The following is a 23,847-nucleotide window of genomic DNA, read 5'->3' as shown; positions in this document are numbered from 1 at the left end:
GTCCGTCAGTGGGCGGTGGAGTGCTGGGCCTGGTACGTCCGTTCCTTCACGTCCAGCTCGACCTTGACCGGGTCGGCCTTCTCGAAGCGCAGCTCGACGGTGATCTTGTCGCCGACCTTCGGCTTCTGCTTGAGGCCCATGAACATGATGTGGTTGGCGCCGCGCTCCAGCCTGAGCTCGCCGTTCGCGGGGACGTCCATGGACGGGACCTGCTGCATCTTCTGGTCCTTGGTCTCGTGGATCTGGAGGTCGTCCGAGAGCGTGCTGGTGGCGGAGACGAGCTTGTCGGCGGTCTTCGAGTCGTTCGTGATGACCATGAAGCCGCCGGCCATCTTGTCGTTGACCGGCTCGGGCATGAAGGCGCCGCTGACGGACATCTTCGGCTTCTCCGCCGCCGGCGCGCCGGCGGCGGCGCCCGAGCCGGATCCGGAGCCGGAGTCAGAGGAGCAGCCGGATATGGCCAGCGCGGCCGCCAGGGAGAGGGTGGCGGCGAGGGTGCGGGTGGTGCGGGCGGTCACGGGTTCTCTCCCTTGGCGATCTTCGGCAGGTCTGCGGTGTAGGTGTCGACGGTCGTGTTCTCCCCGTAGAGGAGGTAGCCCTCGTCCGTCTTGGGGGAGAAGGCGATGACCTGGGCGCCGTGCATGGAGACGACGCTGCCGTCGGCCTCCTTCTTGGCGGGGTCGATACCGATACCGAGGGTGCGCGCCGCGGTCTGGATGGTGGCGAAGTCCCCGGTGAGTCCGACGAAGGACGGGTCCTGGGCCTTGAGCCACGCGCCGAGCGATTCGGGGGTGTCCCGTTCGGGGTCCGTGGTGACGAAGACGACCCGCAGGTTCTCCTGGTCGGCCTGGGGCAGTGCCTTCCGGGCGACGGCGATGTTGCTCATCGTCAGCGGGCACACGTCGGGGCAGTTGGTGTAGCCGAAGTAGATCAGCGTCGGCTTGCCCTTGGTCTGCTCGCGCAGGTTCCACGGCTTGCCGGTGGTGTCCGTCAGGACGAGTTCCGGCTTGTCGAAGGGCCGGTCGAGGACCGTCGCGGTCCCCGTCTTGGCCTGGCCGGAGATCTGGGTGACCGCGTCGGTCCGGGCGGTCTGCTCGCCGCCGCAGGCGGAGAGCGTGAGCACGGCTGCCGCCGCGAGGGCGGCAGCCGTCACACGTGTGGTGCGCATGGATATGTCCCTGGAAATGGGGGTGGGTTGCTGACGCGCAGCCGATGTCGGGCCGCGCGGATGCTGCGGACGATCCCGGCGGGCCGGTGAGGCCCGGCGGATCAGGAGGTGCGGCGGCGGCCCGTCACACCGAAGGCGACGCCCGCTACGCCGATCACGATGCCGGTGACACCCAGAACGCGCGCGGTGGTGTCCGAGCTCTTGCCGGCGGCCGCCTCGCTGTGGCCGTCCTCGGCGGTGTGGCCGGAGTCGGCGGGCTTCTTGGCGTCGTCGTGGTGCCCGTCGGCGGGCTTGGCGGCGGTCAGCTTGAGGACGGGCGCCGGCGTCTGCGGCTCGGGAGCGCCCTCCTTGGGCTCCTCGATCCAGCGGACGACCTCGTTGTTGTCGTACGTCTGGATCGCCTTGAAGACCATCCGCTCGGCGTTGTCCGGGAGCTTGCCGACGGACACCGGGAACTGCTGGAACTTGCCCGGCTCGATCTTGCCGCCGCTCCACGTCACCTTCGTGACGGCCTCGTCGATCTGCTTGCCGTGCACCGTCAGCGGCTTGGCGAGCTTGCTCTTCTCGACCGTGACGGTCCAGCCGGGCACATCCTGCGGCATGACGGACGACAGCGGCTGGTCGGTGGGGAAGTTGACCTCGACCTGCGTGGTGGAGGCGTTGTCGCGCTCGTTCGGGACCTTGAAGGCGAGGGTGGCGAAACCTCCCTTGGGGGCGTCGCCGGGCTGCACACTGACGTGCGCGAAAGCGGGCCCGGACAGGACGAGGACGGCGCCGGCGGCGAGGGCGGCGGCGAAGGAGACGCGCGAGGTCTTCATGTGAGGACTCCAGGAGGCGGGGTGACGGTGGCTCCGCGCGCGGGCGCGCGGCGTTCCGGCGGCACCGCTGCCTCCCGGTGCTTCCGTGCTCCGGGTCGGGGAGGGTGCCGCGTCAGGCTGCGAGGGCGAAGGCCGCCGGCGGCCCGCGCCTGACCACCGTGTGGTGCAGCGTCTCCCGGCCGGTGTGCGCGGCCGGCTCGGCGGCGGTCCGCGAGACCTGGGGCCCGGTGGCGGGCGCTGCCGCGAGCCCGGCGCAGAGCGCCCGTACGAACGCCAGCGCGGTGCACAGCGCGCGCACCGGGCCGGCTCCGGCGGAGCCGCGGGACAGCTCGACGAGCCGGAAGAGGGCGGCGTCGCCGCGCCCGAGGAGCCAGCCGGCGGCGAGCGCGGCGAGCAGGTGTGCGGCGGTCATGCCGGGGCTGAGCAGGCCGGCGGCCGGCGTCGCTGCGGACTCCGCGAGGCCGGCGTGGCCCGCGTGTGCGCCGGCCGCGGCCTGCGCCGCGATGGCGGCCGGGTCGAGGCCGGCCGCCTCCAGGATCCGGCGGGCGTCGTCGGGGCCGAGCGGGACCGCGTTGCCGCCGCAGACGAGCTGGGCGGCGAGTTCGGCGAGCGCGGCATCGGCATTGGCGCTGCCGGCCGCCTGTGCGGCGGCTCCGTGCTGGGCGAGGCCGAAGACGGCGTGCAGGCCGAGCTGGCCGCCGGCGAGTGCGACGGCGATGCCCGGGAGCGAGCGCCGCCGTCCGGCGAGCGGTGCGGCGACCGCGAAGACTCCCGCGAACGCGACGGCGAGGGCCCACCAGGGGACCGCCGCGCAGGAGGCGAGGGCGTGCCCGACAGCGGACAGCACGACGCAGACCGCGGTGAAGACCGCGGCCCGGGTCAGCCGGAGGCCGGCTCCGGCGGGCGTCGTCTGCGGGACAGTCATGGCCGGGCCATCATCGCACTGCCCTCCGCACTCCCGTACGGCAGGTCCGGAACGTCGCCCGTGCCCGTTGTGCGGTGGCTTCACCGGGGGTGTCCCGCCCTGCGGCAGGGCCCCGTACGCCGCATACACGGCCGCTCCGGCGTGCCGCATCGGCCGAATGAGGGCTGCGCGGGGCGTCGGTGGCTTACGGCCCGGCGGGGGAGGCAATAGGTAACGGTATGAGCATCTGGTGGTCTCTCCAGTTGAGGCGCGAAGCCGCGAGCGTGCCGCTTGCCAGGCGTTTGCTGCTGAGGACGATGGAGACCGCGGGGGTGGACCCGGACATCTCCTACGAGCTGTCGGTGGCGCTGAGCGAGGCCTGTGCGAACGCGGTGGAGCACGGGGGTCCGGTCCCGGCCGCGGAGCAGTGCGGCGGCTACCGGGTCACCGCCTACCTGGACGGCGACTGCTGCCGCATCGAGGTCACCGACTCGGGGCCCGGCTTCCCGGAGCCGGGCCCGGCCGCGCTGGCCCGGCGGTCGCGGGCGGCGGCGTCCGATCCCGCCGGCGGGGCCGCCGCCTGCGAAGGCACCGGCGGCGGGAGCGCCGCCGACGAGTGCGCGGTCGGCGAGAGCGGCCGCGGTCTGTGGCTGATCGAGGAGCTCGCCGACCACGTCCGGTTCCGCAACCGGCCGGGCCGCGGAGCGGTGGTCAGCTTCGACAAGATCCTCAAGTGGCGTGACGGCGCGGCCCTGCTCCAGGTGTCGTGACGCGCCGAAGGGCGGGGCCCCGTACGGAGCCCCGCCCTTCGGCGGAACACGGCGCGGCGGTCAGCCCTTGAGGCCCGCCATCCAGGACTCGACCTCGGCAGAGGCACGCGGCAGCCCGGCCGACAGGTTCCGGTTGCCGTCCTCGGTGACGAGGATGTCGTCCTCGATCCGGACGCCGATGCCGCGGTACTCCTCCGGCACGGTCAGGTCGTCGGCCTGGAAGTACAGGCCCGGCTCGACCGTCAGGCACATGCCCGGCTCCAGCGTGCCCTCGACGTAGGCCTCCGTGCGGGCGGCGGCGCAGTCGTGGACGTCCATGCCGAGCATGTGGCCGGTGCCGTGCAGGGTCCAGCGGCGCTGGAGGCCCAGCTCCAGGACGCGCTCGACCGGGCCCTCCAGCAGGCCCCACTCGACGAGCTTCTCGGCGAGGACGTGCTGCGCGGCGTCGTGGAAGTCGCGGAACTTCGCGCCGGGGCGGACCGCCGCGATGCCGGCCTCCTGGGCCTCGTACACGGCGTCGTAGACCTTGCGCTGGATGTCGCTGTACGTCCCGCTGATGGGCAGGGTGCGGGTGACGTCGGCCGTGTAGAGGGAGTGGGTCTCCACGCCGGCGTCGAGGAGGAGCAGGTCGCCGGAGCGGACGGGGCCGTCGTTGCGGACCCAGTGCAGCGTGCAGGCGTGCGGGCCGGCGGCGCAGATGGAGCCGTAGCCGACGTCGTTGCCCTCGACGCGGGCGCGCAGGAAGAAGGTGCCCTCGATGTAGCGCTCGGAGGTCGCCTCGGCCTTGTCGAGGACCTTCACGACGTCCTCGAAGCCGCGGACGGTGGAGTCGACGGCCTTCTGGAGCTCGCCGATCTCGAAGTCGTCCTTCACCGCGCGGGCCTCGGAGAGGTAGACGCGCAGCTCCTCGTCGCGCTCGGCGGTGACCTTGTCGGTCAGGGCCTTCTCGATGACGGCGTCGTGGCCGCGGACCACGCGCACCGGGCCGGCGGCCTCGGCGAGGGCCTCGGGGAGTTCGCGGACGTCCTTGGCGGGGATGCCGAGGAGCTGCTCGGCCTCGGCGAGGGAGTGCCGGCGGCCGACCCAGAGTTCGCCCTGGCCGGAGAGCCAGAACTCGCCGTTCTCCCGGTTGGAGCGGGGCAGCAGGTAGACGGTGGCGGTGTGGCCGGTGCCGGAGGGCTCCAGGACCAGGACGCCGTTCTCCGTCTGGTCGCCGGTGAGGTACGCGTACTCGGTCGAGGCCCGGAAGGGGTACTCGGTGTCGTTCGAGCGGATCTTCAGCCGGCCGGCGGGCACGACGAGACGCTCGCCGGGGAAGCGCTCGGACAGCGCGGCGCGGCGGGCGGCGGTGTGCGCGGCCTGGGCGATCGGTTCGAGGCCGTGCAGCTCGGTGTCCGCCCAGCCGGTGCGCATGCTCTCGGCGAGTTCGTCGCTGACGCCCGGGTACAGCCCGTTCTTGCGCTGCTTGTGCGTCTGCTTGGGCTGCTCTTCTTCCGGGGTCTCCGGGGTGAGCTCGTCAGCCACGTCTTCTCCTCAGCTACGACAGGACCGGGTTGGGGCCGCTTCCATCGTATGTGCGAGGGGAAGACGCCGAGACGGCTGTGACAAATCAGTCAAAACGGGCGGCGAGCAGGACGATGTCCTCCTCGGCGACGGCCGCGGGCGCGGCGGGCCCGTCCGAGGGCAGCACCGTGCGCAGGACGTGTTCGCACAGCGCGCCCGGGTCCTGGCGGACCGCCCGGGGTGCTCCGGCGGCGGCCGAGTGGAGCCGTGCGTACGCCCGGTCCATCGGGTCGCCGGTGCGCCGCAGGAGCCCGTCGGTGTACAGCAGCACCGTTTCTCCTGGCGCGGGATCGAACTCCACGCTGGGCGCCTCCCAGCAGGAGAGCATCCCCAGCGGCGCGGACAGCGAGGTCTCGACGAACTCCGTGCGGCGCTCCCCGACGACCAGCGGTGGGGCGTGCCCCGCCCCCGCCAGCAGGATCTTGCGCCGGGCGGGCTCACAGTAGGCGAAGAGGGCGGTCGCGCAGCGGGCGGGCTCGGTCAGCCGCAGCAGCAGTTCGAGGTCGGAGAGGACCGCGACGGGGTCCTCCCCCTCCATCACCGCGTACGCGCGCAGCGAGGCGCGCAGCCGGCCCATCGCGGCTACGGCGCTGGGCCCGGAGCCGGTCACCGAGCCGACCGCCAGCCCGAGCGCCCCCTCGGGCAGCGGCAGGGCGTCGTACCAGTCGCCCCCGCCGCGCGGAGAGGTGTGGTGGCGGGCGGCGAGCTCCACCCCCGGGACGCGGGGCAGCCGGCTGGGCAGCAGTTCTTCCGCGATGCCGGCCAGGCTGGTGCGGGAGCGCTCCGCGTCGAGCACCCGGGCGAGGTGCTCGGCGGCGTGGCGGACGTAGAGGGCGACGAGGTCGCGTTGGCGGTCGCTCGGCTCGGCCTGCTCGTCGTAGAGCCAGACGACCGCGCCGAGCCGTCCGGTCGCCTCGGCGGTCAGCGGCAGCGCGTAGCTGGCGGCGTAGCCGAGCCGGGCCGCGACCTCGCGGTGCCGGGGGTCGACCGGGGTGCCGTGGCCGCCGGTGCCGGGGGCGGCGCCGGGCTCGGGCAGCACCTCGGAGCCGCCGTGGGCGTCGGGGAGGCCGTCGAGAATCCGGCCGTAGGGGGTGGCGGCGCGCGGCACGGTCTCGATGTGCCCGAGTTCGGCGCGCCCGAGCCCGAGGCCGACCGTGGTGGCGGGACCGAGGCCGTCGGACGGCTCCAGCACGATCAGGCCGCGGCGGGCGCCGACGAGAGCGGCACCGGCGCGCACGAACTCGCGGAGTGCGGACTCGAGGCCGGTCGTGCGGGCGAGGCGTTCGGTCAGGTCGTGGAGGGTGGTCAGGTCGGCGACCATGCCGGCGAGCCGGTCCTGGACGAGGGTGCCCGGGGCGGGCGCCGGCGCCGCTGCGGCGGGTGTTCGGGCCGGCGCGGCCGCCGCAGTGTGCGGGACCGCTGTGATTGCCGGATCGATTCCAGCCACTTTCGGAGGATGGGGGGCGCTCATGGCGTCCGCCTTTCCACCTGGTGCGATACGCCGTATAGCATCGCAAACCCCCAGATCGTGCTGCGCCGCCATCAATGAATCCACATCTACACGCACACGAGGATCGATGTCCAGCATTGTCCCGGTGGGAATCCTGGTGTCCGTGGGGCTGCAACTCGCTGTCCGGTCAAGGCTAGAACTTGGCTGGAAAAAGCTGGAACAGGACGGTTTTTGCGATCGACTGGTCAGACGTGGAAGAGGGTCCGGGTACGTAGTCGGTGTTCCCCGGGGCCAGTTGGCGCAGCCCGGCAACCGCCGGGAACCGCCCGCCAGGGGCCGCCGTCCTTAACGGAGGCAGCCGGTCTCGGCATCGGCGCGGGGCCGCGATCCGCCCGCCCCGGCCGGACGTTCCATGAACCCGTAACAAACGTGCACGAACCGTGTGAAACCGCCCCTGGCGGACAGGGGCGCGAGACGTGTACGTGTGGTGAGAACCCTCTTACATGGTGTGATGAGGCCCTCGGCGTTCAACGGAAAGGAACGAGCGCTCATGCGCGAGATCCTCGGAAGGCGTCTCCAGCGGATCCGCAACCGCCTGACAACCCTCCGGCCCGCCCCGGTGCAGCGCGACGACCAGGCATTCCCCGACCCGGCGCTTCCCGGTACGGCGCTCCGCGACGCGGCGCTGGCCTGCGCCACCGCCCGGCGGTGGCCCGTCCTCCCGGGCGTCGGCCATGTCGGCCCGCCCGGTGACACGGGCCCCGCGGGCCCTGTCGGTGCCAGGGGCGCCGCAGGGCCGGTTGCCCCGGCCGCCCGGTGCGCCTGCCCTGATCCGGACTGCCCCGTACCGGGTGCGCACCCCTTCGATCCCGGGCTGCTCGCCGCCACCACCGACCCCCGGATGGTCGCCTGGTGGTGGGAGCGCCGGCCCGGCGCTCCGCTCCTGCTGGCCACCGGCGGCGGCGCACCGTGCGCGGTGAGCCTGCCGGCCGCCGCGGCCGCACGGGCCGTGGCCCGGCTGGAGGGGCAGGGCATGCGCCTCGGCCCGGTCGCGGCCACGCCCACGAGGTGGTCGCTGCTGGTGGCCCCGTACTCGCTGGAGCGGCTCGGCGAGCTGCTCTACACCAAGGACCACGTCCCGGCCGCGCTGCGCTTCCACGGCGAGGGCGGCTACCTGCTGCTGCCGCCCTCGCCCGCCTCGGGCGGCGGGTGGGTGCGCTGGGAGCGGGAGCCCGCCGCGGCCGGTGAGCCGTGGCTGCCGGACGTCGAGGCCGTCGTGGACGCGCTCGTCGAGGCGAGCAGCGGGGCATCGGGCGGCGGCAGCCGCCTCGCGTACTGACGGACCGGCTCCGGAAGGACGCCCGTACCCGTGTCACTCGTACGGGTGCCGGGGCGGCCGGTTTCCCGGGGAATTGGGCGCGGGGATCTCCGCGCCCCATTCCCGCGTCGCTATCTTCGGCGAATGAATCTCCGCTTGATCGGTATCGGCGCCGGTGTGCTGATCATCCTGTCGCTCCCGTTGGCCGGTGCGATCGCCGGACCGGATTTCGCCGGTCGTGATGACGGAAATGGCGGCGGGCTGCTCTCCACCCTCGGCATTGGCGGCCCTTCCGGCGGCGCTGCCCGGGAATCCCCCGCGGCGTCCGCCGAAGGGAAGGGGAAGGCGCCCGCTCCGGCCGGTGCCGCGGTGCGGCCGGGCGAGCCGGCCCGCCCCGGACCGGCCGAGCAGCCCCGTACGGAATCGGCGTGCGGGCCCGAACTCACCGCTCCGCAGGGGCTGGAGGCGCAGACCTGCGTGCTCGTATCCGGGGGGCGGACCTGGGGGCGCAGCTACTACCGCAACACGAGCGGGCGCACGCTGGACGCCGTGCTGACGGTGATGGGGCCCGCCGGCCGGACGGTGCAGATCAGCTGCAGGGTCGGGGCGGGCGACGAGCCGGGGCTGTGCGAGACCCCGCGCGAGGCGTCGGCGGGGTCGCGGGACGCGTACTCGGCCGTTGCGGAGTTTGCAGTTCCGGATGACGAAGGGGAGCTGCTGCTGCGCTCCGGGAGCAACGCACCGGAGACACAGGGCCGTTGACCCGCGGCAGAAATGGAAGGGCCCGGTCGCTGGCGACGGGGGATGCACCAGCGACCGGGCTACAAGAACCGTAACAAGAGATCGCCTGTTCGCAAATTCGATCTCTGATATTCAGACACCGATTCGCGGACGATTAGCGGGAGTTGTGACTCCGGTCACCAACCCTGCACAGTACGTGCCGATCGGCCGGGCGATCAGCTGAGGGTCACCTGGCGGTTGGTGAGCCCGCCGCGCGCCCGGCGCTCGTCCGAGGTCAGCGGGGCGTCCGACGCGAGGGCCGCGGCCAGCCGCTCCGCGAATTCGGCGGCCGGCTTCTCGACGTCCTCCGCGGAAACCCCCGTGGGCAGGTCCCAGACGGGGACCATGAGCCCGTGGGCGCGGAAGGAGCCGACGAGCCGGGTGCCTTCGCCGAGCGAGGACGTGCCCGCCGCGTGCAGCCGCGCGAGGGCGTCGAGCAGCTTCTCCTCGGGGTGCGGCATGACCCAGCGCAGGTGGTTCTTGTCCGGGGTCTCGCACCAGTAGGCGGCCTCGACGCCGGCCAGCTTGACCGTCGGGATGGCGGCGGCGTTGGCGCGCTCCAGGGAGGCGGCGATCTCCGGGGAGGCGCTCTGGGCGCCCTCCGCGTCCGGAATCCAGAATTCGAAGCCGCTGTGCACAACCGGCTCGAAAACGCCGTCCGTGTCCAGGACGTCCTGGAGCCGCGGACCCTCGGCGGGGACCCGGCGGGCCGCGACCGGATTGCCCGGCTCCGTGGCGATCGCGCGCTCCAGCGTGTCGGCCATCTCGCGGGAGAGGTCGCCGCTGCTGGCGTCGTTCTGGAGGCCGAGGAGGACGGAGCCGTCCTCGCGGCGCAGCGCCGGCCACGCCATGGGCAGCACGGTCACCAGCGTGACGGAGGGGACACCCTCGGGCAGGCCGCCCTTGAGCGTCAGCGGAACCGTCGCCGCCGGGACGAGCTCGCGCAGCGCGACCCAGTCGCACTCGCCGGGGAGCCCCTCGAACGGGCGCTGCACGTGGGCGGTCGCGGCGTGCGAGGCGGCCGCGCCGTGGCAGGCCTTGTACCGGCGGCCGGAGCCGCAGGGGCAGGGCTCGCGCGCGCCCACGACCGGGATCTCGCCGTTCTGGAGCTGCGGCTTTGCAGTCTTGGCTGCGGGGCGCTTCTTGGCCATCGTGGGTGTCTCCCGGGTGCGGCGGTACGGCTGTTGCGTCTGGGCGTGAGCCTAGCCGCTCGTACCGCCGTGGCCCGGCGGGTGCGGCCGGGGGCGCGGTCGGCGTGCGCTCCCGGCGGACCGTGTCAGGGAGCCAGGTCGTCGAATGCGGTCGCGAAGTCGAGGACCGGTGCCGCAACGCGCGTAGCGAAATCGCCGTGCCGCGGCCCGCACGCGACGATCACCCAGACGGTGACCTCGCCCGCCGCTCCGTCCCTGACGCCCCAGTCCACCGAGAGGGCGCTGATGATGTTCAGCCCCCGGCCTCCGTGCGCCGTGACCGAGGGGGTCGACGGCAGCGGCCGCGTGGGCCCGCCCCCGTCCGTCACCTCGACCGTCAGCCGCCCGGCCCCGTCGATGCGCCACGTGGCACGGACCCCGCCGCCCCCGGTTCCGGCCGTGTCCAGCGGCCGGCCGTGGCGGCAGGCGTTGCTGAGCAGCTCGGAGAGGATCAGCACGGCGTCGTCCGCTACGGACTCGGGCACCCCGCTGAGGCGCAGCTCCTCGCGCATCCGGTGCCGCGCCTCGCCCACGCCCGCAGGACCATGGCGTACGTCCATGCACGACGACGTGGGCACTTCCTGTGCCATCACCAACGCCACCCCCGGAACCTCCTTAGCCCCACGCCATGGTTTGGATGCCCCACCGGTCCGGACCGGAAACCGACGGCGCCGGGCCCTCTGACGCATTCATGACGAATGGTTGCGGAGGGGATGCGCCGGGGCACGCCCTGTCACCGGTGTGACGCCGGGGGCAGGTGGGCAAATGGGGAGGTCAGCGCCCGAGTTGGGACAGAACCTGCCGCGGCCGGTTGGTGATGATCGCCTCCACACCCAGATCAGCGCAGAGCTGAACATCGTCGGGCTCGTTCACCGTCCAGACGTGCACGGGGTGTCCGGCGTTCTTGAGCCTCCGGATGAAGCCGGGGTTGTTGCGCACGATCCGCATGCCCGGACCAGCGATCCGCACACCCGCAGGCAGGCGCCCGTCGCGCATGCGCGGGGTGACGAACTGCATCAGGTACACCGTCGGAACCGTCGGGGCGGCCGCCCGTACCCGGTGCAGGGAGCGTGCCGAGAAGCTCATGACGCGGACCGGGTGCGGCCCCTCGGCGGGCGGCGCGTCCAGTCCGAAGCGCTTGAGGAGGAAGAGGAGGCGCTCCTCCACCTGTCCGGCCCAGCGCGTCGGGTGCTTGGTCTCGACGGCGAGCTGGACCGGGCGGCCGGCGTCGGCGACGAGCTCCAGCAGCCGCTCCAGGGTCAGGACGGACGTCCGCTCGGGGTCGGCCACCCAGTCGGGCGACTCCTCGCGGTCCTTCCAGGAGCCGAAGTCGAGGGCGGCGAGATCGGCGAGCTCCAGTGCGGAGACCGCGCCGCGGCCGTTGGAGGTGCGGTTGACCCGGCGGTCGTGGACGAGGACCAGGTGGCCGTCCGCGGTGAGGCGGACGTCGCACTCCAGGGCGTCCGCGCCGTCCTCGATGGCCCTCCGGTACGCGGCCAGGGTGTGCTCGGGGGCGTCCTCGGAGGCGCCCCGGTGGGCGACGACCTGGATGGGCGGCGGCGTTGCGTGGGTCACCGGGTCATGGTGCCACCGCGGGGGCGGGCGGTGCGTCGGCGGTGCGGCGGCGGGCGTCCGGGGATGCGCCCGAAATGCCGGGCATAAAGGATGGGGGAGACGCACAGGTCCGGCTTACAGTGCTCTGACGGGCCATGGGGAACGCTTGGCCCAGGAACTTGTGTGGCACGTCGAACGTTCAGTCGGGCCGTATCACCAGTTTGAAGTCGCGTGTGACGAGGAGAGAGCGCTGTGAGCACCGAGAACGAGGGCACGCCGGCCCCGACGCCCCCTGCGGCCCCGTCGGCACCCCCGGCGGCGGCTCCCGCTTCCGAGACGCCCGCCGCCCCGGCGCCCCACCCCGCGCCCCCGGCGGCCGCCAAGCCCGCCGCCGAGCCGGTGACCCAGCAGATGCCGCCGGCCTCCGCGCCCGGCGGCGAGCACGCCCGGCCGGTCCCGCCCGCCCCGCCGCAGGCCCCGGCCGCGGCAGCGTACGCCTACCCGCAGGCCCCCGCCCCGCACCCGGGCGAGGCCGCGCACGGAGCGGGCGGCTGGCCGCCCCCGCCGCCCGCGGTCCCCGCGTACGGTGCGGGCGGCGGGCACGGCGCCGGCTGGGGTGCGTTCCCGCACGACGGCGCCGCGGCGGCCAAGCGCCCCGGCAAGGGCGGCCTCGTCGCCGCGGTGCTGGCGGCGGCCCTCCTCGCGGGCGGTGTCGGCGGCGGCGTCGGCTACTGGGCCGCCGACCGCAACAACAACGGATTCGGCTCGACGACGATCACCGCCGGCAACACCCCCAAGGACCTCAAGCGCGAGCCGGGCTCGATCGCCGGCCTGGCGGCGGGCGCCCTGCCCAGCGTCGTCACCCTCCAGGCCTCCGCGGGCGACGGCGAGGGCGGCACGGGCACCGGCTTCGTCTACGACCAGCAGGGCCACATCCTCACCAACAACCACGTGGTCGCCTCCGCCGCCAACGGCGGCCGGCTCTCCGCGACCTTCTCCGACGGCAAGAAGTACGAGGCCGAGGTCATCGGCCGGGCCCAGGGCTACGACGTCGCCGTGATCAAGCTGAAGAACCCGCCGGCCGGCCTGAAGCCGCTGCCGCTGGGCGACTCGGACAAGGTCGCCGTCGGCGACGCGACCATCGCGATCGGTGCGCCCTTCGGCCTGTCCAACACGGTCACCACCGGCATCGTCAGCGCCAAGGACCGCCCCGTCGCCTCGGGCGACGGCTCCGGCAGCAAGAGCTCGTACATGAGCGCCCTCCAGACGGACGCCTCGATCAACCCCGGCAACTCCGGCGGCCCGCTGCTCGACGGCCGCGGTGCGGTGATCGGCATCAACTCGGCGATCCAGTCGGCCGGCGGCGGCGGCCTCGGCGGAGCGGCCGGCTCGATCGGCCTCGGCTTCGCGATCCCGATCAACCAGGCGAAGAACGTCGCCGAGTCGCTGATCAAGACGGGCAAGCCCGTCTACCCGGTGATCTCCGTCTCCGTCGACCTCCAGTCCAAGGTCGACGGCGCGAAGATCTCCGAGCAGGGCGCCCCGGCCAACGAACTGGTCGACCCCAACGGCCCCGCCGGCAAGGCCGGCCTGCGGCCCGGCGACATCATCACCCGGTTCGGCGACCGGCCGATCGACAGCGGCCCGACCCTCATCAGCGAGATCTGGACGCACAAGCCGGGCGATGTCGTGAAGCTGACGTACCTGCGCGAGGGCAAGCCGACCACCGTGGACATCACGCTCGGCTCGCGCGTCGGCGACAAGTAGGGGCGGCGGCCGGCGCAGGACCCGGCACCGGCCGAGCGCCGGACCGGCACTGGCCGGATGGGGAGGGGCCGCGGGCGGGAATCCGCCTACGGCCCCTCCCAACGTCCGCTTATGCTTTCGCTGTGTTCGATTCGCGGCACATACGCACGTTCCACGAGGTCGTCGCCGCCGGCAGCTACTCGGCAGCCGCCCGCGCCCTCGGGTACACGCAGCCGGCGGTCACGCAGCAGATGAAGGCGCTCGAACGGGCCGCCGGAACCCCGCTCTTCACCCGGGTGGGCCGCACCATGCAACTCACCGAGGCCGGGAAATCCCTCGCCCGGCACGCCGAGTCCATCCTCGGCACCCTCACCGCCGCGGAATCCCAGCTGAAGGCGTACGCCCGGCTGCGCACGGGACGGGTGCGGCTCTGCGGATTCCCCAGCGCCAACGCCACGCTCGTCCCGGAGGCACTGAGCAGCCTCGCCAAGGACCACCCGGGCATCCAGGTCGAACTCCTCGAATGCGAGCCGCCCGAGTCGCTGCGGAGGCTGGAGCGCGGCGAGTGCGACATCACCCTGGCCTTCACCTATCCCGGCCTCCACGAGGAGCTGCCGGCGGAGGTGGCGGAGATCAGGCTGATGGAGGACCAGCTCACGGTGCTGCTGCCCACCGGCCACCCGCTGGCCCGGCGCCGGGCCGTCCACCTCGCCGACCTCGCGGAGGAGCGCTGGATCGCGGGCTGTCCGCGCTGCCGCGCCAACCTGCTCCACGAGTGCGCCGAACTCGGGTTCGTCCCCGACATCCGCTTCGCCACCGACGACAACCTGGTGGTGCAGAGCATGGTCGGGCAGGGGCTCGGCGTCGCCATGATGCCCGCCCTGCTGCTGCCGTCGCTCTCCCTGGCCCGGGTCTGCGGGCGTGCCCTCCAGCCGGCCGCCCGCCGCCACATCGCCGCGTACGTCTACCGCGACCACCTCCGGATCCCGGCGACGGCGGTGGCCCTGGACGCCCTCAAGACGGTGGCGTCGAACCGCGTCGGCTGCTGACCCCGTCCACGGGGCTCCGGGGCGGGAGCCGCCGCGGAGGACGACCCATAAGCGGCGGTTGGGTTTTCGGGTGAGAACTGTCGTTGGACGTGATGGGTCGGCGCCTCGACGCTGCCCTTATGACCACCACCGCGCCGGCCCGTACGACCACGAGGATGGCCGCCCTCGTCCGTGAGATACGCACCGTCGTCGACCGGGGCCTCACCCCGGAGCAGACCGCCCACCAGGTGTGCGAGCGCCTGGCCCCGCACCTGGGGGCGCCCGGCCTGCTCACCCCCGGGCAGTGCGAGGGCAGCGCGGACCGCTACCGCCAGCACGTGCTGCACGCCGAGCCGGACGGCAGCTTCTCGGTGGTGGCCCTGGTGTGGCTGCCCGGTCAGGAGACCACCATCCACGACCACGTCTCCTGGTGCGTGGCAGGGGTCCACCAGGGCCAGGAGGGCGAGCTCCGCTACCGGCTCGTCCCTGCCACGGAGACGTCCGCCGCACGCCTGGTGGCCACCGAGACCGTCGTCAACGGGGTGGGAGACGTCTGCGGGTTCGCCCCGCCCGGAGACATCCACAAGGTCCGCAACTCCTGCGGCTCGAAGGCGATCTCGATCCATGTCTACGGCGCCGACGTCGCCCGGCTCGGCAGCAGCGTCCGCCGCGTCTACACGCTCCCGATCGGCTGATGGCCCTGCTCAACCGCCCGGTGCGGGCGGCAGGCGGGTCCGGCGGCCGGATTGTTTCACGTGAAACACCGCCCTCCTGGCCGGGGTTGGCGATGGCCGCGGGCGGTGTGGGAGCGGCATGGTGCGTGCACCGGCTGCTGCCGGGCGTCCCGATGCTGACGGCCGCGGTGGTCCTCGGCATCGCCGCGGCGCACCTCCCCGTCCTGCGGCACACCGTGCGCGGAGTCGCCCGGCACGGTCTCTCGCTGGCCGGCCGGCGGCTCATGCGGATCGGCATCGTGCTGCTGGGCCTCGGCCTCGGCCTGGACCAGGTGCTCCGGCTGGGCTGGGCCACGGTGGCCATGGTGGCGGGCGTGGTCGCGGCCACCTTCCTCGGCACGGTCTGGCTGGGCCGCAGGCTCGGCCTGCCCGGCGACCAGCCGCTGCTGATCGCCACGGGGTATTCGATATGCGGCGCCTCGGCCATCGGGGCGGTGAGCCAGGTGTCGGGCAGCGACGAGGAAGACGTCGCCGCATCCGTCGCGCTGGTGACCCTGTGCGGCACGCTGGCCATCGCGGTGCTCCCCCTCCTCCATGACCCCCTGGGGCTATCCGACGAGGGCTTCGGGCGGTGGGTCGGCGCGAGCGTCCACGACGTCGGCCAGGTCGTGGCCACCGCCCAGACCGCGGGCCCGGACGCCCTTGGCGAGGCCGTCCTGGTCAAGCTGATGCGCGTCGCGCTCCTGGCCCCGCTGGTGGCCGCCGTGGCGTTCTCGCTGCGGGCCCGGCGCCGCGGAGCGCGTACGCCGTCGGGACGCAGGCCTGCCCCGGTGCCGCTGTTCGTGGCCGGCTTCCTCGCGGCGGCGGTGCTGCGCGCCACCGGCGTACTCCCGGCTGCAGCCCTGGACTGGGCGCACACGGCACAGGAACTCCTGCTGGCCGCGGCGCTGTTCGGGCTCGGCAGCGCGGTGGACCTGCCGTCCATGGCGCGGACCGGGGGCCGGGCAGCCCTGCTCGGGCTGGCCGCGTGGGCGGTGGTCGCCGGCGTCTCGTACGCAGGAGTGCTGCTGACCATGTGACCCCGGGGACGTATGGGAGTCGGCCAAATGCTGGCCGGATCCGAACGAACGCCGACCGTCTCCTGACTTCTCGTCCCACGCGTGCGACCCTGCCGCCGATCCGCACCGACAGCTCTTCACCCCCACCCTGCCCGGCCCCCGCCGGACCGGGCACGGCAGAAGGAGTCTGCGTGAATCGTCATCGCACGGCAGCATCCGTCCTCCTGGCCGCGGGCGCCCTGATCGCGGGTGCCCTGACGGGAGCCGCCCCCGCGGCCGCCGCCGACGGCCCCGCCTCGTTCCGCCAGCAGCACACCGAGGGCTTCTGGACCGCCGAACGGATGCGCGGCGCCGTCCCGCTGGACATCGTCGCGGCACCCGGGGTTGTGCCGCGCGCCCCGGCCGCCACCTCGGACCGCCCCACGCTGATCGCTCCGACACCGGCTTCGGCGGCGCCCGCCGCGGTCTCGCCGGCCGCCTTCCCGCAGGCGGGCGGTGCCTGGACGGGCGGCGGGGCGGTGGTGAAGACCTCCGGCCGGGTGTTCTTCACGTTGGGCGGCCGGACGGCCTCCTGCTCCGGCGACTCCGTGACCAGCGCCAACGGCAGTACGGTGATGACCGCCGGCCACTGCGTGAAGTACCAGGGCTCCTGGCACACGAACTGGATCTTCGTCCCCGGCTACGACAACGGGAACGCGCCCTACGGGCAGTGGACGGCCACCCAGACCTTCGCGACGGACAAGTGGGCGGCGAGCGAGGACATGAACATGGACGTCGGCCTGGCCGTCGTCGCCCCGCTGAACGGACAGAAGCTCAGCCAGGTCGTCGGCGCCCAGGGCCTGCTCTTCAACGGCGGCTACAACAAGCGCATGTACGCCTTCGGCTTCCCGGCGGCCTCGCCGTACGACGGCTCGAAGCTGGTCTACTGCAGCGGCAACAGCGGCAAGGACTTCCTGCTGACCAGGGACCACAGCCTGGGCTGCAACATGACGGGCGGATCCAGCGGCGGCCCCTGGTTCCAGGACTTCGACGAGGCCACGGGCCTGGGCACCCAGGTGTCGGTGAACAGCTTCGGCTACACCTTCCTGCCGAACCGCATGTTCGGCCCGTACTTCGGCAACGAGGCCAAGGCGGTCTACGACAAGGCCCAGAATTCCTGACCCGGAAGCCTCCCACCTCCCGGTACTCTGTACCGGCCAGGTGGGTTGCCCGAGCGGCCTAAGGGAACGGTCTTGAAAACCGTCGTGGCGCAAGCCACCGTGGGTTCAAATCCCACACCCACCGCAGCCCAGCCACCGCGCTGACCTCGAAGGGGGGCGCCCCGAACACGGGGCGCCCCCCTTTTTGCGCTCTGGTGCGTTCGGGTGGTGTTTGTCGGACGATCGGCGCGGGGCAGGGTCGGCGTGCGGTTGCGGACACATCATGTCGAATGTATGCAGATCCGCCCGTCGGAACATCGCGAAACGAGGCACCCCGCCATGGCTCAGCGCATTACCGCCCGCTCCGTGTGGACCGTGTTCACCGCCCTGCTCCTCGCGGTGTTCGCCGCTCTCGGGTTCCGCCGCGGCAAGGCCGCCGTGGCCGGGGTCCGCGTCGGAGAGGCGCGTGCGTGGGCCACCCCGGTGGCTCCGGTCCGGGCGGCCGTGCCGGTGGTGCGGTGGGTGTGGCCGGCGGAGGTGCGGGGTGCGGCGCTTCCGCCGACGATCAAGCAGCGGATCCGGGCCGAGGCCCACGGCAAGTCCCCCTCCGTCCGCCGGTCCGCCGTCGGCGCCGCGGCTGGTGCCCGGGTCGGGCTTCCCTGCGCGGAAGGGGATGCGGGCAAGGCTGCCGGGTCTGCCGCCGTCGGCGCGTCCGTAGGAGTGCCGGTCGTGCGGCGGGTGCCGGCCGTGCGTGCGCGGCAGGAGGGGTTCGCGCGCGCCGCGTAGGGCGTGCTGGGTTGAGCGCGATGGGCCGCCGGGCCGGGAGACGGTGGGGTTTCCGGACGGAGCGGCCCTTGTGTGTCGGCGGCGGCGGCCGCGGGGTCCCGAGTCTTGACAGACACGACGAATCTGACGGACAGTCAGATTTGTGTGACGTCGTGACGCCGGGAGGCCTGCACCGTGCACCTCGCCCCGACAGCAGCGCAGTTGCGGCTCCGAGCCGAGCTGCGCGCCTACTTCCAGGACCTCCTGCCGGACGGCCCTCCCGCGGACCAGGAGGACCGGCGTGCCCTGCTGCGCCGCATGGGCTCCGACGGCCTCCTCGGCATCGGCTGGCCCGTCGAGTACGGCGGCCGCGGACGCGGCGCGGACGAGCAGTTCGTGTTCTTCGACGAGGCGCAGCGGGCGGGGGCGCCCGTCTCCATGGTCACCCTGAACACCGTCGGGCCGACCCTGATGAAGTACGGCACACAGGAGCAGAAGGACCGGTTCCTGCCCCGGATCCTCGCCGGCGAGGCCGTCTTCGCGATCGGGTACACCGAGCCCGGCGCCGGCACCGACCTCGCATCCCTGCGGACCCGCGCCGTCCGCGACGGCGACGCATGGGTGGTCGACGGGCAGAAGGCCTTCACCTCGAACGCCCAGCACGCCGACTGGATCTGGCTCGCCTGCCGCACCGACCCCGACGCGCCCCGGCACGCGGGCATATCGATCATCCTGGTTCCCACCTACGCCGCCGGCTTCTCCTGGACGCCGGTCGAGACGGTCGGCGGCCTCACGACGACCTGCACGTACTACGACTCCGTGCGGGTGCCCGCCGGGAACCTCGTCGGTCCCGAGAACGGCGGCTGGCGGCTGATCACCAACCAGCTCAACCACGAGCGCGTCGCGCTGGCCGCCCTCGGCATGCAGGCCGAGGAGTTCCACGGGGCCGCGCTGCGGTACGCCCGCACCCCCGACCCGGCCACCGGTGAGCGGCCCGCCGACCGGCCGTGGGTGCGGTCCCGGTTGGCGGAGGCGCACGCCCGGCTGGCCGCCGTCCGCCTGCTCAACTGGCGGCTCGTCCAGGACGTCGGCGCCGGCACCCTCACCGCGGGCGACGCGGCCGGCGTCAAGTTCTTCGGCACCGAGACGGCCGTCGAGGTGTACCGGATATGCCAGGAGGCGGTCGGCGAGGAGGCCCTCCTGCGCGGCGGGGAGCCCGGCGCCTTTGCCGGCGGCGAGCTGGAGCGGATGAACCGGGCCGCCCAGATCAACACCTTCGGCGGCGGCGTCAGCGAGGTGCAGCGTGAGATCGTCGCCGTGATGCGGCTCGGCATGCGGGGCGGGAAGCGGTGACCGCGGCGGACGGCGCCGGGCCGGAGGCGGACCGCTTCCTGGCACGCCTCAGGGCCTTCGAGGGCCGGCCCGCCGTCACCGGGGGCCGGGGGAAGGACCCCGTCAATGCGGCGATGATCCGCCACTGGTGCGAGGCGATGGGGGACGCCAACCCCGCCTACAGGGGGCCGGACGCCGTCGCCCCGCCCAGCATGCTCCAGGCCTGGACGATGGGCGGCCTCTCCGGCCACGGCGGCCGGTCGGACGCCTACGACGAGCTGCTCGCCCTTCTCGACGGCGCCGGCTGCACCTCCGTTGTCGCCACCGACTGCGAACAGGAGTACCTGCGCCCGCTGCGGCCCGGCGACACCGTCACCTTCGACGCGGTCATCGAGTCCGTGTCGCCCCGCAAGACCACCCGCCTGGGCACCGGCCACTTCGTCACCACCCGCATGAACGTGCAGGCCGACGGTGAACCCGCCGGAACCCACCGCTTCCGGATCCTCAAGTACGCCCCGGCCCCCGCCCCCGCCCCGGCCGCGCCTGGCGCGGCCCCCGCCCGCCCGCGCAGGCCCCGGCCGGTCGTCAACCGCGACAACCAGGGCTTCTGGGACGGCGTCCGCGAGCACCGGCTCCTGATCCAGCGCTGCACCTCCTGCGACGCCCTGCGCTTCCCCTGGCTGCCCGGCTGCAACGCCTGCGCGAGCCTGGAGTGGGACACCGTGCAGGCCTGCGGCGAGGCCACCGTCTTCAGCTACGTCGTCATGCACCACCCGCCCTTCCCGGCGTTCGACCCGCCCTACGCGGTCGCGCTCGTCGAACTCGCCGAAGGAGTACGGATGATCACCAATGTCACAGGCGTCCCGCACGACCGGGTCCGCATCGGCATGCCCGTCCGCCTGGAGTTCCTCCGGGTCGACGAGGACCTGGAGCTGCCGGTCTTCCGAGGAGGGAGCGAAGCCTGATGGACTTCCGCCCCGGCGGGGAGCAGGCCGCCGCGGCCGCGTTGGCGGCCCGTGTCTTCCGCGACCTGTCCACCCCCGAGCGCCTCGCAGCCGCAGGCTCCGGCAGCGACGCCGAACTGTGGAAGGCCCTGTGCGACTGCGGGCTGGTCGCCGCCGTCGAGGACACGGGCCTGCTCGGTCTCGTCCTCGTCCTGGAGGAGCAGGGCCGCACCACCGCCCAGGTCCCGTACGCCGCCACCTGCGCCTACGGCGTCCTCCCCGTCACCGCACACGGCACCCCTGGTCAGCGGCGGCGCCTGCTTCCCGCCCTCGGCACGGGCGAGGCGGTGGCCACCGGCGCCTTCCCCGACCGCGGCCGCGTCACGGCCGCCCCCGACGGCCGGCTGACCGGAACCCTCCCCGCGGTGCCGTGGCTGCGCGACGCCACCCACGTCCTCGTCCCGGACGCCGACCGGACCCTGTGGCTCGTACGGACGGACGCGCCCGGTGTGGCGGCCGAACCGGCGGAGACGACGGCCCCCTGGTCGGCGGGGCGGCTCACCCTGTCCGGCACCGAGGCGGAGCGACTCGGAGACGGGCCGCACGCGTACGCCGCGGTCCTCGCCGCCGCCCGTACCGCGTTCGCCGGCCTCCAGGCCGGGGTGTGCGCGGGATCCCTGGCCCGCGCCGTGGAACACACCTCCACCCGGGAGCAGTTCGGGCGGCCGCTGTCCGCGAATCAGGGCGTGCTGCTTCGGGCGGCGGACGCCCACATGGACACGGAGGCGATCCGGGTCACCGCGTACGAGGCGGCGTGGCGGATCGACGAGGGCCTCCCGGCTGACGGGCACGCGCTGACGGCGGCCTGGTGGGCCTCGGAGGCCGGCAGGCGGGTCGTCCACGCCGGCCAGCACCTGCACGGCGGGGCCGGCGCCGACCTGGAACACCCGGTGCACCGGCACTTCCTGTGGGGCCGGCAACTGGACGCCTACCTCGGCTGCGGCAGCGAACTGCTCGCCGAACTGGGCGCCCTCCTCGCCGCATCCGACAACGGCCTCGCCGGGGTGGACGCCCCCGGCGGGGCCCGCATGCCCCGGGCCGGCACAGCAGAGGGGGAGCGCGCATGAACGTCGGCGACACGCTGGCCCCGTTGGAGATCCCGATCACCCGCACCCTGATCGTCGCCGGGGCGATCGCCTCCCGCGACTACCAGGACGTCCACCACGACGCCCATCTCGCACGCGAGAAGGGCTCCCCCGACATCTTCATGAACATCCTCACCACCAACGGACTCGTCGGCCGGTACATCACCGACCGGCTCGGCCCCGGGGCGGTGCTCCGCAAGGTCGCCATCCGCCTCGGCGCCCCGAACCACCCGGGCGACACCATGACCCTGACCGGGACGGTCACCGCCGCGGACGGGGACACGCTGGAGATCCGCGTCGTCGGCGCGAACGGCATCGGCCACCACGTCGCCGGCACCGTCACGGTGGTCCTGCCCGCGCCGCCGCCGAGGGCCGGCGGCACCTCCGGAGGAGCGGCATGAGCCTCCGCACCCGCGACCTCCTCGGCGGCCGCGCGGCCATCGCCGGCATCGGCGCGACCGAGTTCTCCAAGGACTCCGGCCGCAGCGAGCTCCGGCTCGCCGTCGAGGCCGTGCACGCCGCCCTCGACGACGCCGGCCTCACCCCCGCCGACGTCGACGGCCTCGTCACCTTCACCATGGACACCAGCCCCGAGATCACGGTCGCCCAGGCCGCCGGCATCGGCGAGCTGTCCTTCTTCTCCCGCATCCACTACGGCGGCGGGGCCGCCTGCGCCACGGTCCAGCAGGCGGCGCTCGCCGTCGCGGCCGGCGTTGCCGAGGTCGTCGTCTGCTACCGCGCCTTCAACGAGCGCTCCGGCCGCCGCTTCGGCTCGGGCGTCCAGCAGCGCGAGCCGTCGGCCGAGGGAGCCGCCCTCGGCTGGTCCCTGCCCTGGGGGCTCCTCACCCCGGCCTCCTGGGTGGCCATGGCGGCACGCCGCTACCTGCACGTCCACCGCCTCACCCCCGAGGTCTTCGGACACGTCGCGGTCACCGCCCGCCGCCACGCCGCGAACAATCCGGCCGCCTGGTTCCACGGCAGGCCCATCACCCTCGCCGACCACGCGGCCTCCCGCTGGATCGCCGAACCGCTGCGGCTGCTGGACTGCTGCCAGGAGACCGACGGCGGCCAGGCGGTCGTCGTCACCACCGCCGAACGGGCCCGCGACCTGCGCCACCGGCCGGCCGTGATCACCGCGGCCGCCCAGGGAGCGGGCCGCCGCCAGGAGGGCATGACCTCCTTCTACCGCGGCGGCCTCACCGGCCTCCCCGAGATGGACGTGGTCGCCCGCCAACTGTGGCGCACCAGCGGACTGCGCCCCGAGGACATCGACGTGGCCGTCCTCTACGACCACTTCACGCCGTTCGTACTCATGCAGCTGGAGGGGTTCGGCTTCTGCAAGCCCGGCGAGGCCGCCGACTTCGTGGCCGCCGGCGCGCTGCCGCTGAACACCCACGGCGGCCAGCTCGGGGAGGCGTACCTGCACGGAATGAACGGCATCGCCGAAGCGGTCCGCCAGCTACGCGGCAGCTCTGTCAACCAGGTCCCCGGAGCGGCCCGCGTGCTGGTCACCGCCGGGACCGGGGTCCCGACCTCCGGCCTGATCCTCGGCACCGACGGCTGAGCCGGAGCGGGGCGGCCGTCCACCTTCAGGAGGTCGGGCCGTCCCCACGCATACAACTTGAGGCGGATCCCCCTTCGGCACCTGGGGCCGATCCCTGCGGCGGTACCACGCTTCTAGCGTGGAGGCATGACCACGCCTGTGTGCCCGCTCGCCTCGAACCCGACGCCGTACCCGTCGTTCTCGGCGTACGTCCGGAGCCGGGGCGCGGCCCTGCTGCGTACCGCGCGCTCCGTCACGCCGAACCCGTGCGACGCCGAGGACCTCCTCCAGACGGCCCTCGCCAAGACGTACACCGCCTGGGACCGCATCGAGGACCACCGCGCCCTGGACGGCTACGTCCGCAGGGCCCTGGTGAACACCCGCACCTCGCAGTGGCGCAAGCGCAAGGTCGACGAGTTCGTGTGCGACGAGCTCCCCGAGGCGGAGGCCCCGCCGGCCACCGACCCGGCCGAGGCGCAGGCGCTGCGGGACGCGATGTGGCGCGCCGTGACCCGGCTGCCGGACCGGCAGCGCGCCATGGTCGTGCTGCGCTACTACGAGGACCTGACCGAGGCGCAGACCGCCGACGTGATGGGCGTGTCGGTCGGCACGGTCAAGAGCGCCGTCTCCCGCGCCCTGGTCAAGCTCCGTGAGGACCCGGAGCTCGTCCCGGTCCGCTGACTCCCGCCGCGGTCGCGTACCGCCGCCGTGTTTCACGTGAAACACGACCGCCGCCCCGACGTTTCACGTGAAACCTCCGGTCGGCTCCGGTCCGTCCGCCCCGCCTGCCGCCCTGTGCCGGTGCACCGTTCGCGGCCCTTCCGCCTGTGCGCCCGTCCACGCCGAGCCCGCCAACGGGGTCGGCGCGCCGTGTCGGCCCTTCCGGGTAGTGACATGCCGCGCGGTACGTGCGCAGAATCGGCAGCACTCGAAGCCGCCGCAGCGCCGCAGCGCCCAC

The 23,847-nt window shown here is 73.7% G+C and carries 24 protein-coding genes and 1 tRNA gene; 16 read left to right on the top strand and 9 right to left on the bottom strand.

Annotation, left to right across the window (positions count from 1 at the left end; genetic code table 11):
- Positions 1-5 precede the first annotated feature (5 nt).
- The 4 genes from ACZ462_RS10735 to ACZ462_RS10720 all read right to left on the bottom strand — a co-directional run bounded on the left by ACZ462_RS10735 (position 6) and on the right by ACZ462_RS10720 (position 2,911).
- On the bottom strand, positions 6-518 hold the full coding sequence (locus ACZ462_RS10735; protein ID WP_467805711.1) for a copper chaperone PCu(A)C: 513 nt from the start codon (positions 516-518) through the stop codon (positions 6-8).
- Positions 515-1,168, bottom strand: coding sequence for an SCO family protein (locus ACZ462_RS10730; protein WP_467805712.1), 654 nt, complete (start codon positions 1,166-1,168; stop codon positions 515-517). The genes ACZ462_RS10735 and ACZ462_RS10730 overlap by 4 nt, the downstream gene beginning before the upstream one ends.
- Before the next feature lie 101 nt (positions 1,169-1,269).
- Entirely contained in the window at positions 1,270-1,986 is a 717-nt protein-coding gene (locus ACZ462_RS10725; RefSeq protein WP_467805714.1) for a YcnI family copper-binding membrane protein, read from the bottom strand.
- Between the two features lie 112 nt (positions 1,987-2,098).
- Positions 2,099-2,911, bottom strand: a complete 813-nt coding sequence (locus ACZ462_RS10720; protein ID WP_467805715.1) for a hypothetical protein — start codon at positions 2,909-2,911, stop codon at positions 2,099-2,101.
- A gap of 218 nt (positions 2,912-3,129) precedes the next feature.
- Here ACZ462_RS10720 and ACZ462_RS10715 point away from each other — a divergent pair, with 218 nt between their 5' ends.
- Positions 3,130-3,660 carry an ATP-binding protein gene (locus ACZ462_RS10715; protein ID WP_467805716.1) on the top strand — a complete coding sequence of 177 codons (531 nt, stop codon included), beginning with the start codon at positions 3,130-3,132 and terminating at the stop codon, positions 3,658-3,660.
- A gap of 60 nt (positions 3,661-3,720) precedes the next feature.
- On the opposite strand, the gene ACZ462_RS10710 is transcribed toward ACZ462_RS10715, so the two are convergent.
- A complete protein-coding gene (locus ACZ462_RS10710) occupies positions 3,721-5,184 on the bottom strand; it encodes an aminopeptidase P family protein (protein ID WP_467805717.1) in 1,464 nt (487 codons plus the stop codon).
- Positions 5,185-5,269: 85 nt separating this feature from the next.
- Positions 5,270-6,811, bottom strand: coding sequence for a PP2C family protein-serine/threonine phosphatase (locus ACZ462_RS10705; protein WP_467805719.1), 1,542 nt, complete (start codon positions 6,809-6,811; stop codon positions 5,270-5,272).
- A gap of 412 nt (positions 6,812-7,223) precedes the next feature.
- Here ACZ462_RS10705 and ACZ462_RS10700 point away from each other — a divergent pair, with 412 nt between their 5' ends.
- Both ACZ462_RS10700 and ACZ462_RS10695 read left to right on the top strand, forming a co-directional pair.
- Positions 7,224-8,012, top strand: coding sequence for a bifunctional DNA primase/polymerase (locus tag ACZ462_RS10700; RefSeq protein ID WP_467805721.1), 789 nt, complete (start codon positions 7,224-7,226; stop codon positions 8,010-8,012).
- A 123-nt stretch (positions 8,013-8,135) separates the two neighbouring features.
- Positions 8,136-8,753 carry a hypothetical protein gene (locus ACZ462_RS10695; protein ID WP_467805722.1) on the top strand — a complete coding sequence of 206 codons (618 nt, stop codon included), beginning with the start codon at positions 8,136-8,138 and terminating at the stop codon, positions 8,751-8,753.
- Between the two features lie 194 nt (positions 8,754-8,947).
- Here ACZ462_RS10695 and ACZ462_RS10690 read toward each other — a convergent pair whose 3' ends face one another.
- The 3 genes from ACZ462_RS10690 to ACZ462_RS10680 all read right to left on the bottom strand — a co-directional run bounded on the left by ACZ462_RS10690 (position 8,948) and on the right by ACZ462_RS10680 (position 11,536).
- Positions 8,948-9,922, bottom strand: coding sequence for a DUF5926 family protein (locus tag ACZ462_RS10690; RefSeq protein WP_467805723.1), 975 nt, complete (start codon positions 9,920-9,922; stop codon positions 8,948-8,950).
- A 125-nt stretch (positions 9,923-10,047) separates the two neighbouring features.
- On the bottom strand, positions 10,048-10,650 hold the full coding sequence (locus tag ACZ462_RS10685) for an ATP-binding protein (protein WP_467805725.1): 603 nt from the start codon (positions 10,648-10,650) through the stop codon (positions 10,048-10,050).
- 85 nt (positions 10,651-10,735) lie between these two features.
- Positions 10,736-11,536, bottom strand: coding sequence for a glycerophosphodiester phosphodiesterase (locus ACZ462_RS10680; protein WP_467805726.1), 801 nt, complete (start codon positions 11,534-11,536; stop codon positions 10,736-10,738).
- 231 nt (positions 11,537-11,767) lie between these two features.
- Between ACZ462_RS10680 and ACZ462_RS10675 the strand changes: the two genes are divergently transcribed.
- The 13 genes from ACZ462_RS10675 (at position 11,768) to ACZ462_RS10615 (ending at position 23,570) form a co-directional block, all read left to right on the top strand.
- A complete protein-coding gene (locus tag ACZ462_RS10675) occupies positions 11,768-13,282 on the top strand; it encodes a S1C family serine protease (RefSeq protein WP_467805727.1) in 1,515 nt (504 codons plus the stop codon).
- Positions 13,283-13,404: 122 nt separating this feature from the next.
- Positions 13,405-14,310 (top strand): LysR family transcriptional regulator, encoded by a 906-nt coding sequence (locus tag ACZ462_RS10670; protein ID WP_467805728.1) that lies wholly within the window; start codon positions 13,405-13,407, stop codon positions 14,308-14,310.
- A gap of 119 nt (positions 14,311-14,429) precedes the next feature.
- Positions 14,430-14,984: a cysteine dioxygenase family protein gene (locus ACZ462_RS10665; RefSeq protein WP_467805729.1), complete on the top strand. Its 555-nt coding sequence runs from the start codon at positions 14,430-14,432 to the stop codon at positions 14,982-14,984.
- On the top strand, positions 14,984-16,042 hold the full coding sequence (locus ACZ462_RS10660) for a YeiH family protein (RefSeq protein WP_467805731.1): 1,059 nt from the start codon (positions 14,984-14,986) through the stop codon (positions 16,040-16,042). Before ACZ462_RS10665 ends, ACZ462_RS10660 begins: the two co-directional genes overlap by 1 nt.
- Before the next feature lie 170 nt (positions 16,043-16,212).
- Positions 16,213-17,181 carry a trypsin-like serine peptidase gene (locus tag ACZ462_RS10655; RefSeq protein ID WP_467805732.1) on the top strand — a complete coding sequence of 323 codons (969 nt, stop codon included), beginning with the start codon at positions 16,213-16,215 and terminating at the stop codon, positions 17,179-17,181.
- A gap of 39 nt (positions 17,182-17,220) precedes the next feature.
- Positions 17,221-17,305, top strand: a tRNA-Ser gene (locus tag ACZ462_RS10650).
- A 194-nt stretch (positions 17,306-17,499) separates the two neighbouring features.
- The gene (locus ACZ462_RS10645) at positions 17,500-17,946 is read left to right on the top strand and encodes a DUF6344 domain-containing protein (RefSeq protein WP_467805733.1); all 447 of its coding nucleotides are present in this window, start codon (positions 17,500-17,502) and stop codon (positions 17,944-17,946) included.
- Between the two features lie 174 nt (positions 17,947-18,120).
- Entirely contained in the window at positions 18,121-19,278 is a 1,158-nt protein-coding gene (locus ACZ462_RS10640; protein WP_467805734.1) for an acyl-CoA dehydrogenase family protein, read from the top strand.
- Entirely contained in the window at positions 19,275-20,222 is a 948-nt protein-coding gene (locus tag ACZ462_RS10635; protein WP_467805735.1) for a bifunctional MaoC family dehydratase N-terminal/OB-fold nucleic acid binding domain-containing protein, read from the top strand. Before ACZ462_RS10640 ends, ACZ462_RS10635 begins: the two co-directional genes overlap by 4 nt.
- Positions 20,222-21,328, top strand: a complete 1,107-nt coding sequence (locus ACZ462_RS10630; protein WP_467805737.1) for an acyl-CoA dehydrogenase family protein — start codon at positions 20,222-20,224, stop codon at positions 21,326-21,328. The genes ACZ462_RS10635 and ACZ462_RS10630 overlap by 1 nt, the downstream gene beginning before the upstream one ends.
- Complete coding sequence (locus ACZ462_RS10625; protein ID WP_467805738.1) at positions 21,325-21,747, top strand: MaoC family dehydratase; 423 nt, start codon at positions 21,325-21,327, stop codon at positions 21,745-21,747. Before ACZ462_RS10630 ends, ACZ462_RS10625 begins: the two co-directional genes overlap by 4 nt.
- Positions 21,744-22,910 (top strand): lipid-transfer protein, encoded by a 1,167-nt coding sequence (locus ACZ462_RS10620; protein WP_467805739.1) that lies wholly within the window; start codon positions 21,744-21,746, stop codon positions 22,908-22,910. Before ACZ462_RS10625 ends, ACZ462_RS10620 begins: the two co-directional genes overlap by 4 nt.
- A 126-nt stretch (positions 22,911-23,036) precedes the next feature.
- A complete protein-coding gene (locus ACZ462_RS10615; protein ID WP_467805740.1) occupies positions 23,037-23,570 on the top strand; it encodes a SigE family RNA polymerase sigma factor in 534 nt (177 codons plus the stop codon).
- Positions 23,571-23,847 lie beyond the last annotated feature (277 nt).

The organism is Streptomyces sp. NPDC031121, from assembly GCF_055570615.1.
The sequence above is the reverse complement of the archived record's forward strand: the minus strand, read 5'-3'. Positions and strand labels throughout refer to the sequence as shown.

Excerpts from the sequence above, each read along its gene's own strand:
- ACZ462_RS10730 (WP_467805712.1), bottom strand. The coding sequence starts at position 1,168 with ATGCGCACCACACGTGTGACGGCTGCCGCCCTCGCGGCGGCAGCCGTG.
- ACZ462_RS10725 (WP_467805714.1), bottom strand. The coding sequence starts at position 1,986 with ATGAAGACCTCGCGCGTCTCCTTCGCCGCCGCCCTCGCCGCCGGCGCC.
- ACZ462_RS10720 (WP_467805715.1), bottom strand. The coding sequence starts at position 2,911 with ATGACTGTCCCGCAGACGACGCCCGCCGGAGCCGGCCTCCGGCTGACC.
- ACZ462_RS10715 (WP_467805716.1), top strand. The coding sequence starts at position 3,130 with ATGAGCATCTGGTGGTCTCTCCAGTTGAGGCGCGAAGCCGCGAGCGTG.
- ACZ462_RS10705 (WP_467805719.1), bottom strand. The coding sequence starts at position 6,811 with ATGCTGGACATCGATCCTCGTGTGCGTGTAGATGTGGATTCATTGATG.
- ACZ462_RS10700 (WP_467805721.1), top strand. The coding sequence starts at position 7,224 with ATGCGCGAGATCCTCGGAAGGCGTCTCCAGCGGATCCGCAACCGCCTG.
- ACZ462_RS10695 (WP_467805722.1), top strand. The coding sequence starts at position 8,136 with ATGAATCTCCGCTTGATCGGTATCGGCGCCGGTGTGCTGATCATCCTG.
- ACZ462_RS10690 (WP_467805723.1), bottom strand. The coding sequence starts at position 9,922 with ATGGCCAAGAAGCGCCCCGCAGCCAAGACTGCAAAGCCGCAGCTCCAG.
- ACZ462_RS10685 (WP_467805725.1), bottom strand. The coding sequence starts at position 10,650 with ATGCGTCAGAGGGCCCGGCGCCGTCGGTTTCCGGTCCGGACCGGTGGG.
- ACZ462_RS10665 (WP_467805729.1), top strand. The coding sequence starts at position 14,430 with ATGACCACCACCGCGCCGGCCCGTACGACCACGAGGATGGCCGCCCTC.
- ACZ462_RS10660 (WP_467805731.1), top strand. The coding sequence starts at position 14,984 with ATGGCCCTGCTCAACCGCCCGGTGCGGGCGGCAGGCGGGTCCGGCGGC.
- ACZ462_RS10645 (WP_467805733.1), top strand. The coding sequence starts at position 17,500 with ATGGCTCAGCGCATTACCGCCCGCTCCGTGTGGACCGTGTTCACCGCC.
- ACZ462_RS10630 (WP_467805737.1), top strand. The coding sequence starts at position 20,222 with ATGGACTTCCGCCCCGGCGGGGAGCAGGCCGCCGCGGCCGCGTTGGCG.
- ACZ462_RS10625 (WP_467805738.1), top strand. The coding sequence starts at position 21,325 with ATGAACGTCGGCGACACGCTGGCCCCGTTGGAGATCCCGATCACCCGC.
- ACZ462_RS10620 (WP_467805739.1), top strand. The coding sequence starts at position 21,744 with ATGAGCCTCCGCACCCGCGACCTCCTCGGCGGCCGCGCGGCCATCGCC.
- ACZ462_RS10615 (WP_467805740.1), top strand. The coding sequence starts at position 23,037 with ATGACCACGCCTGTGTGCCCGCTCGCCTCGAACCCGACGCCGTACCCG.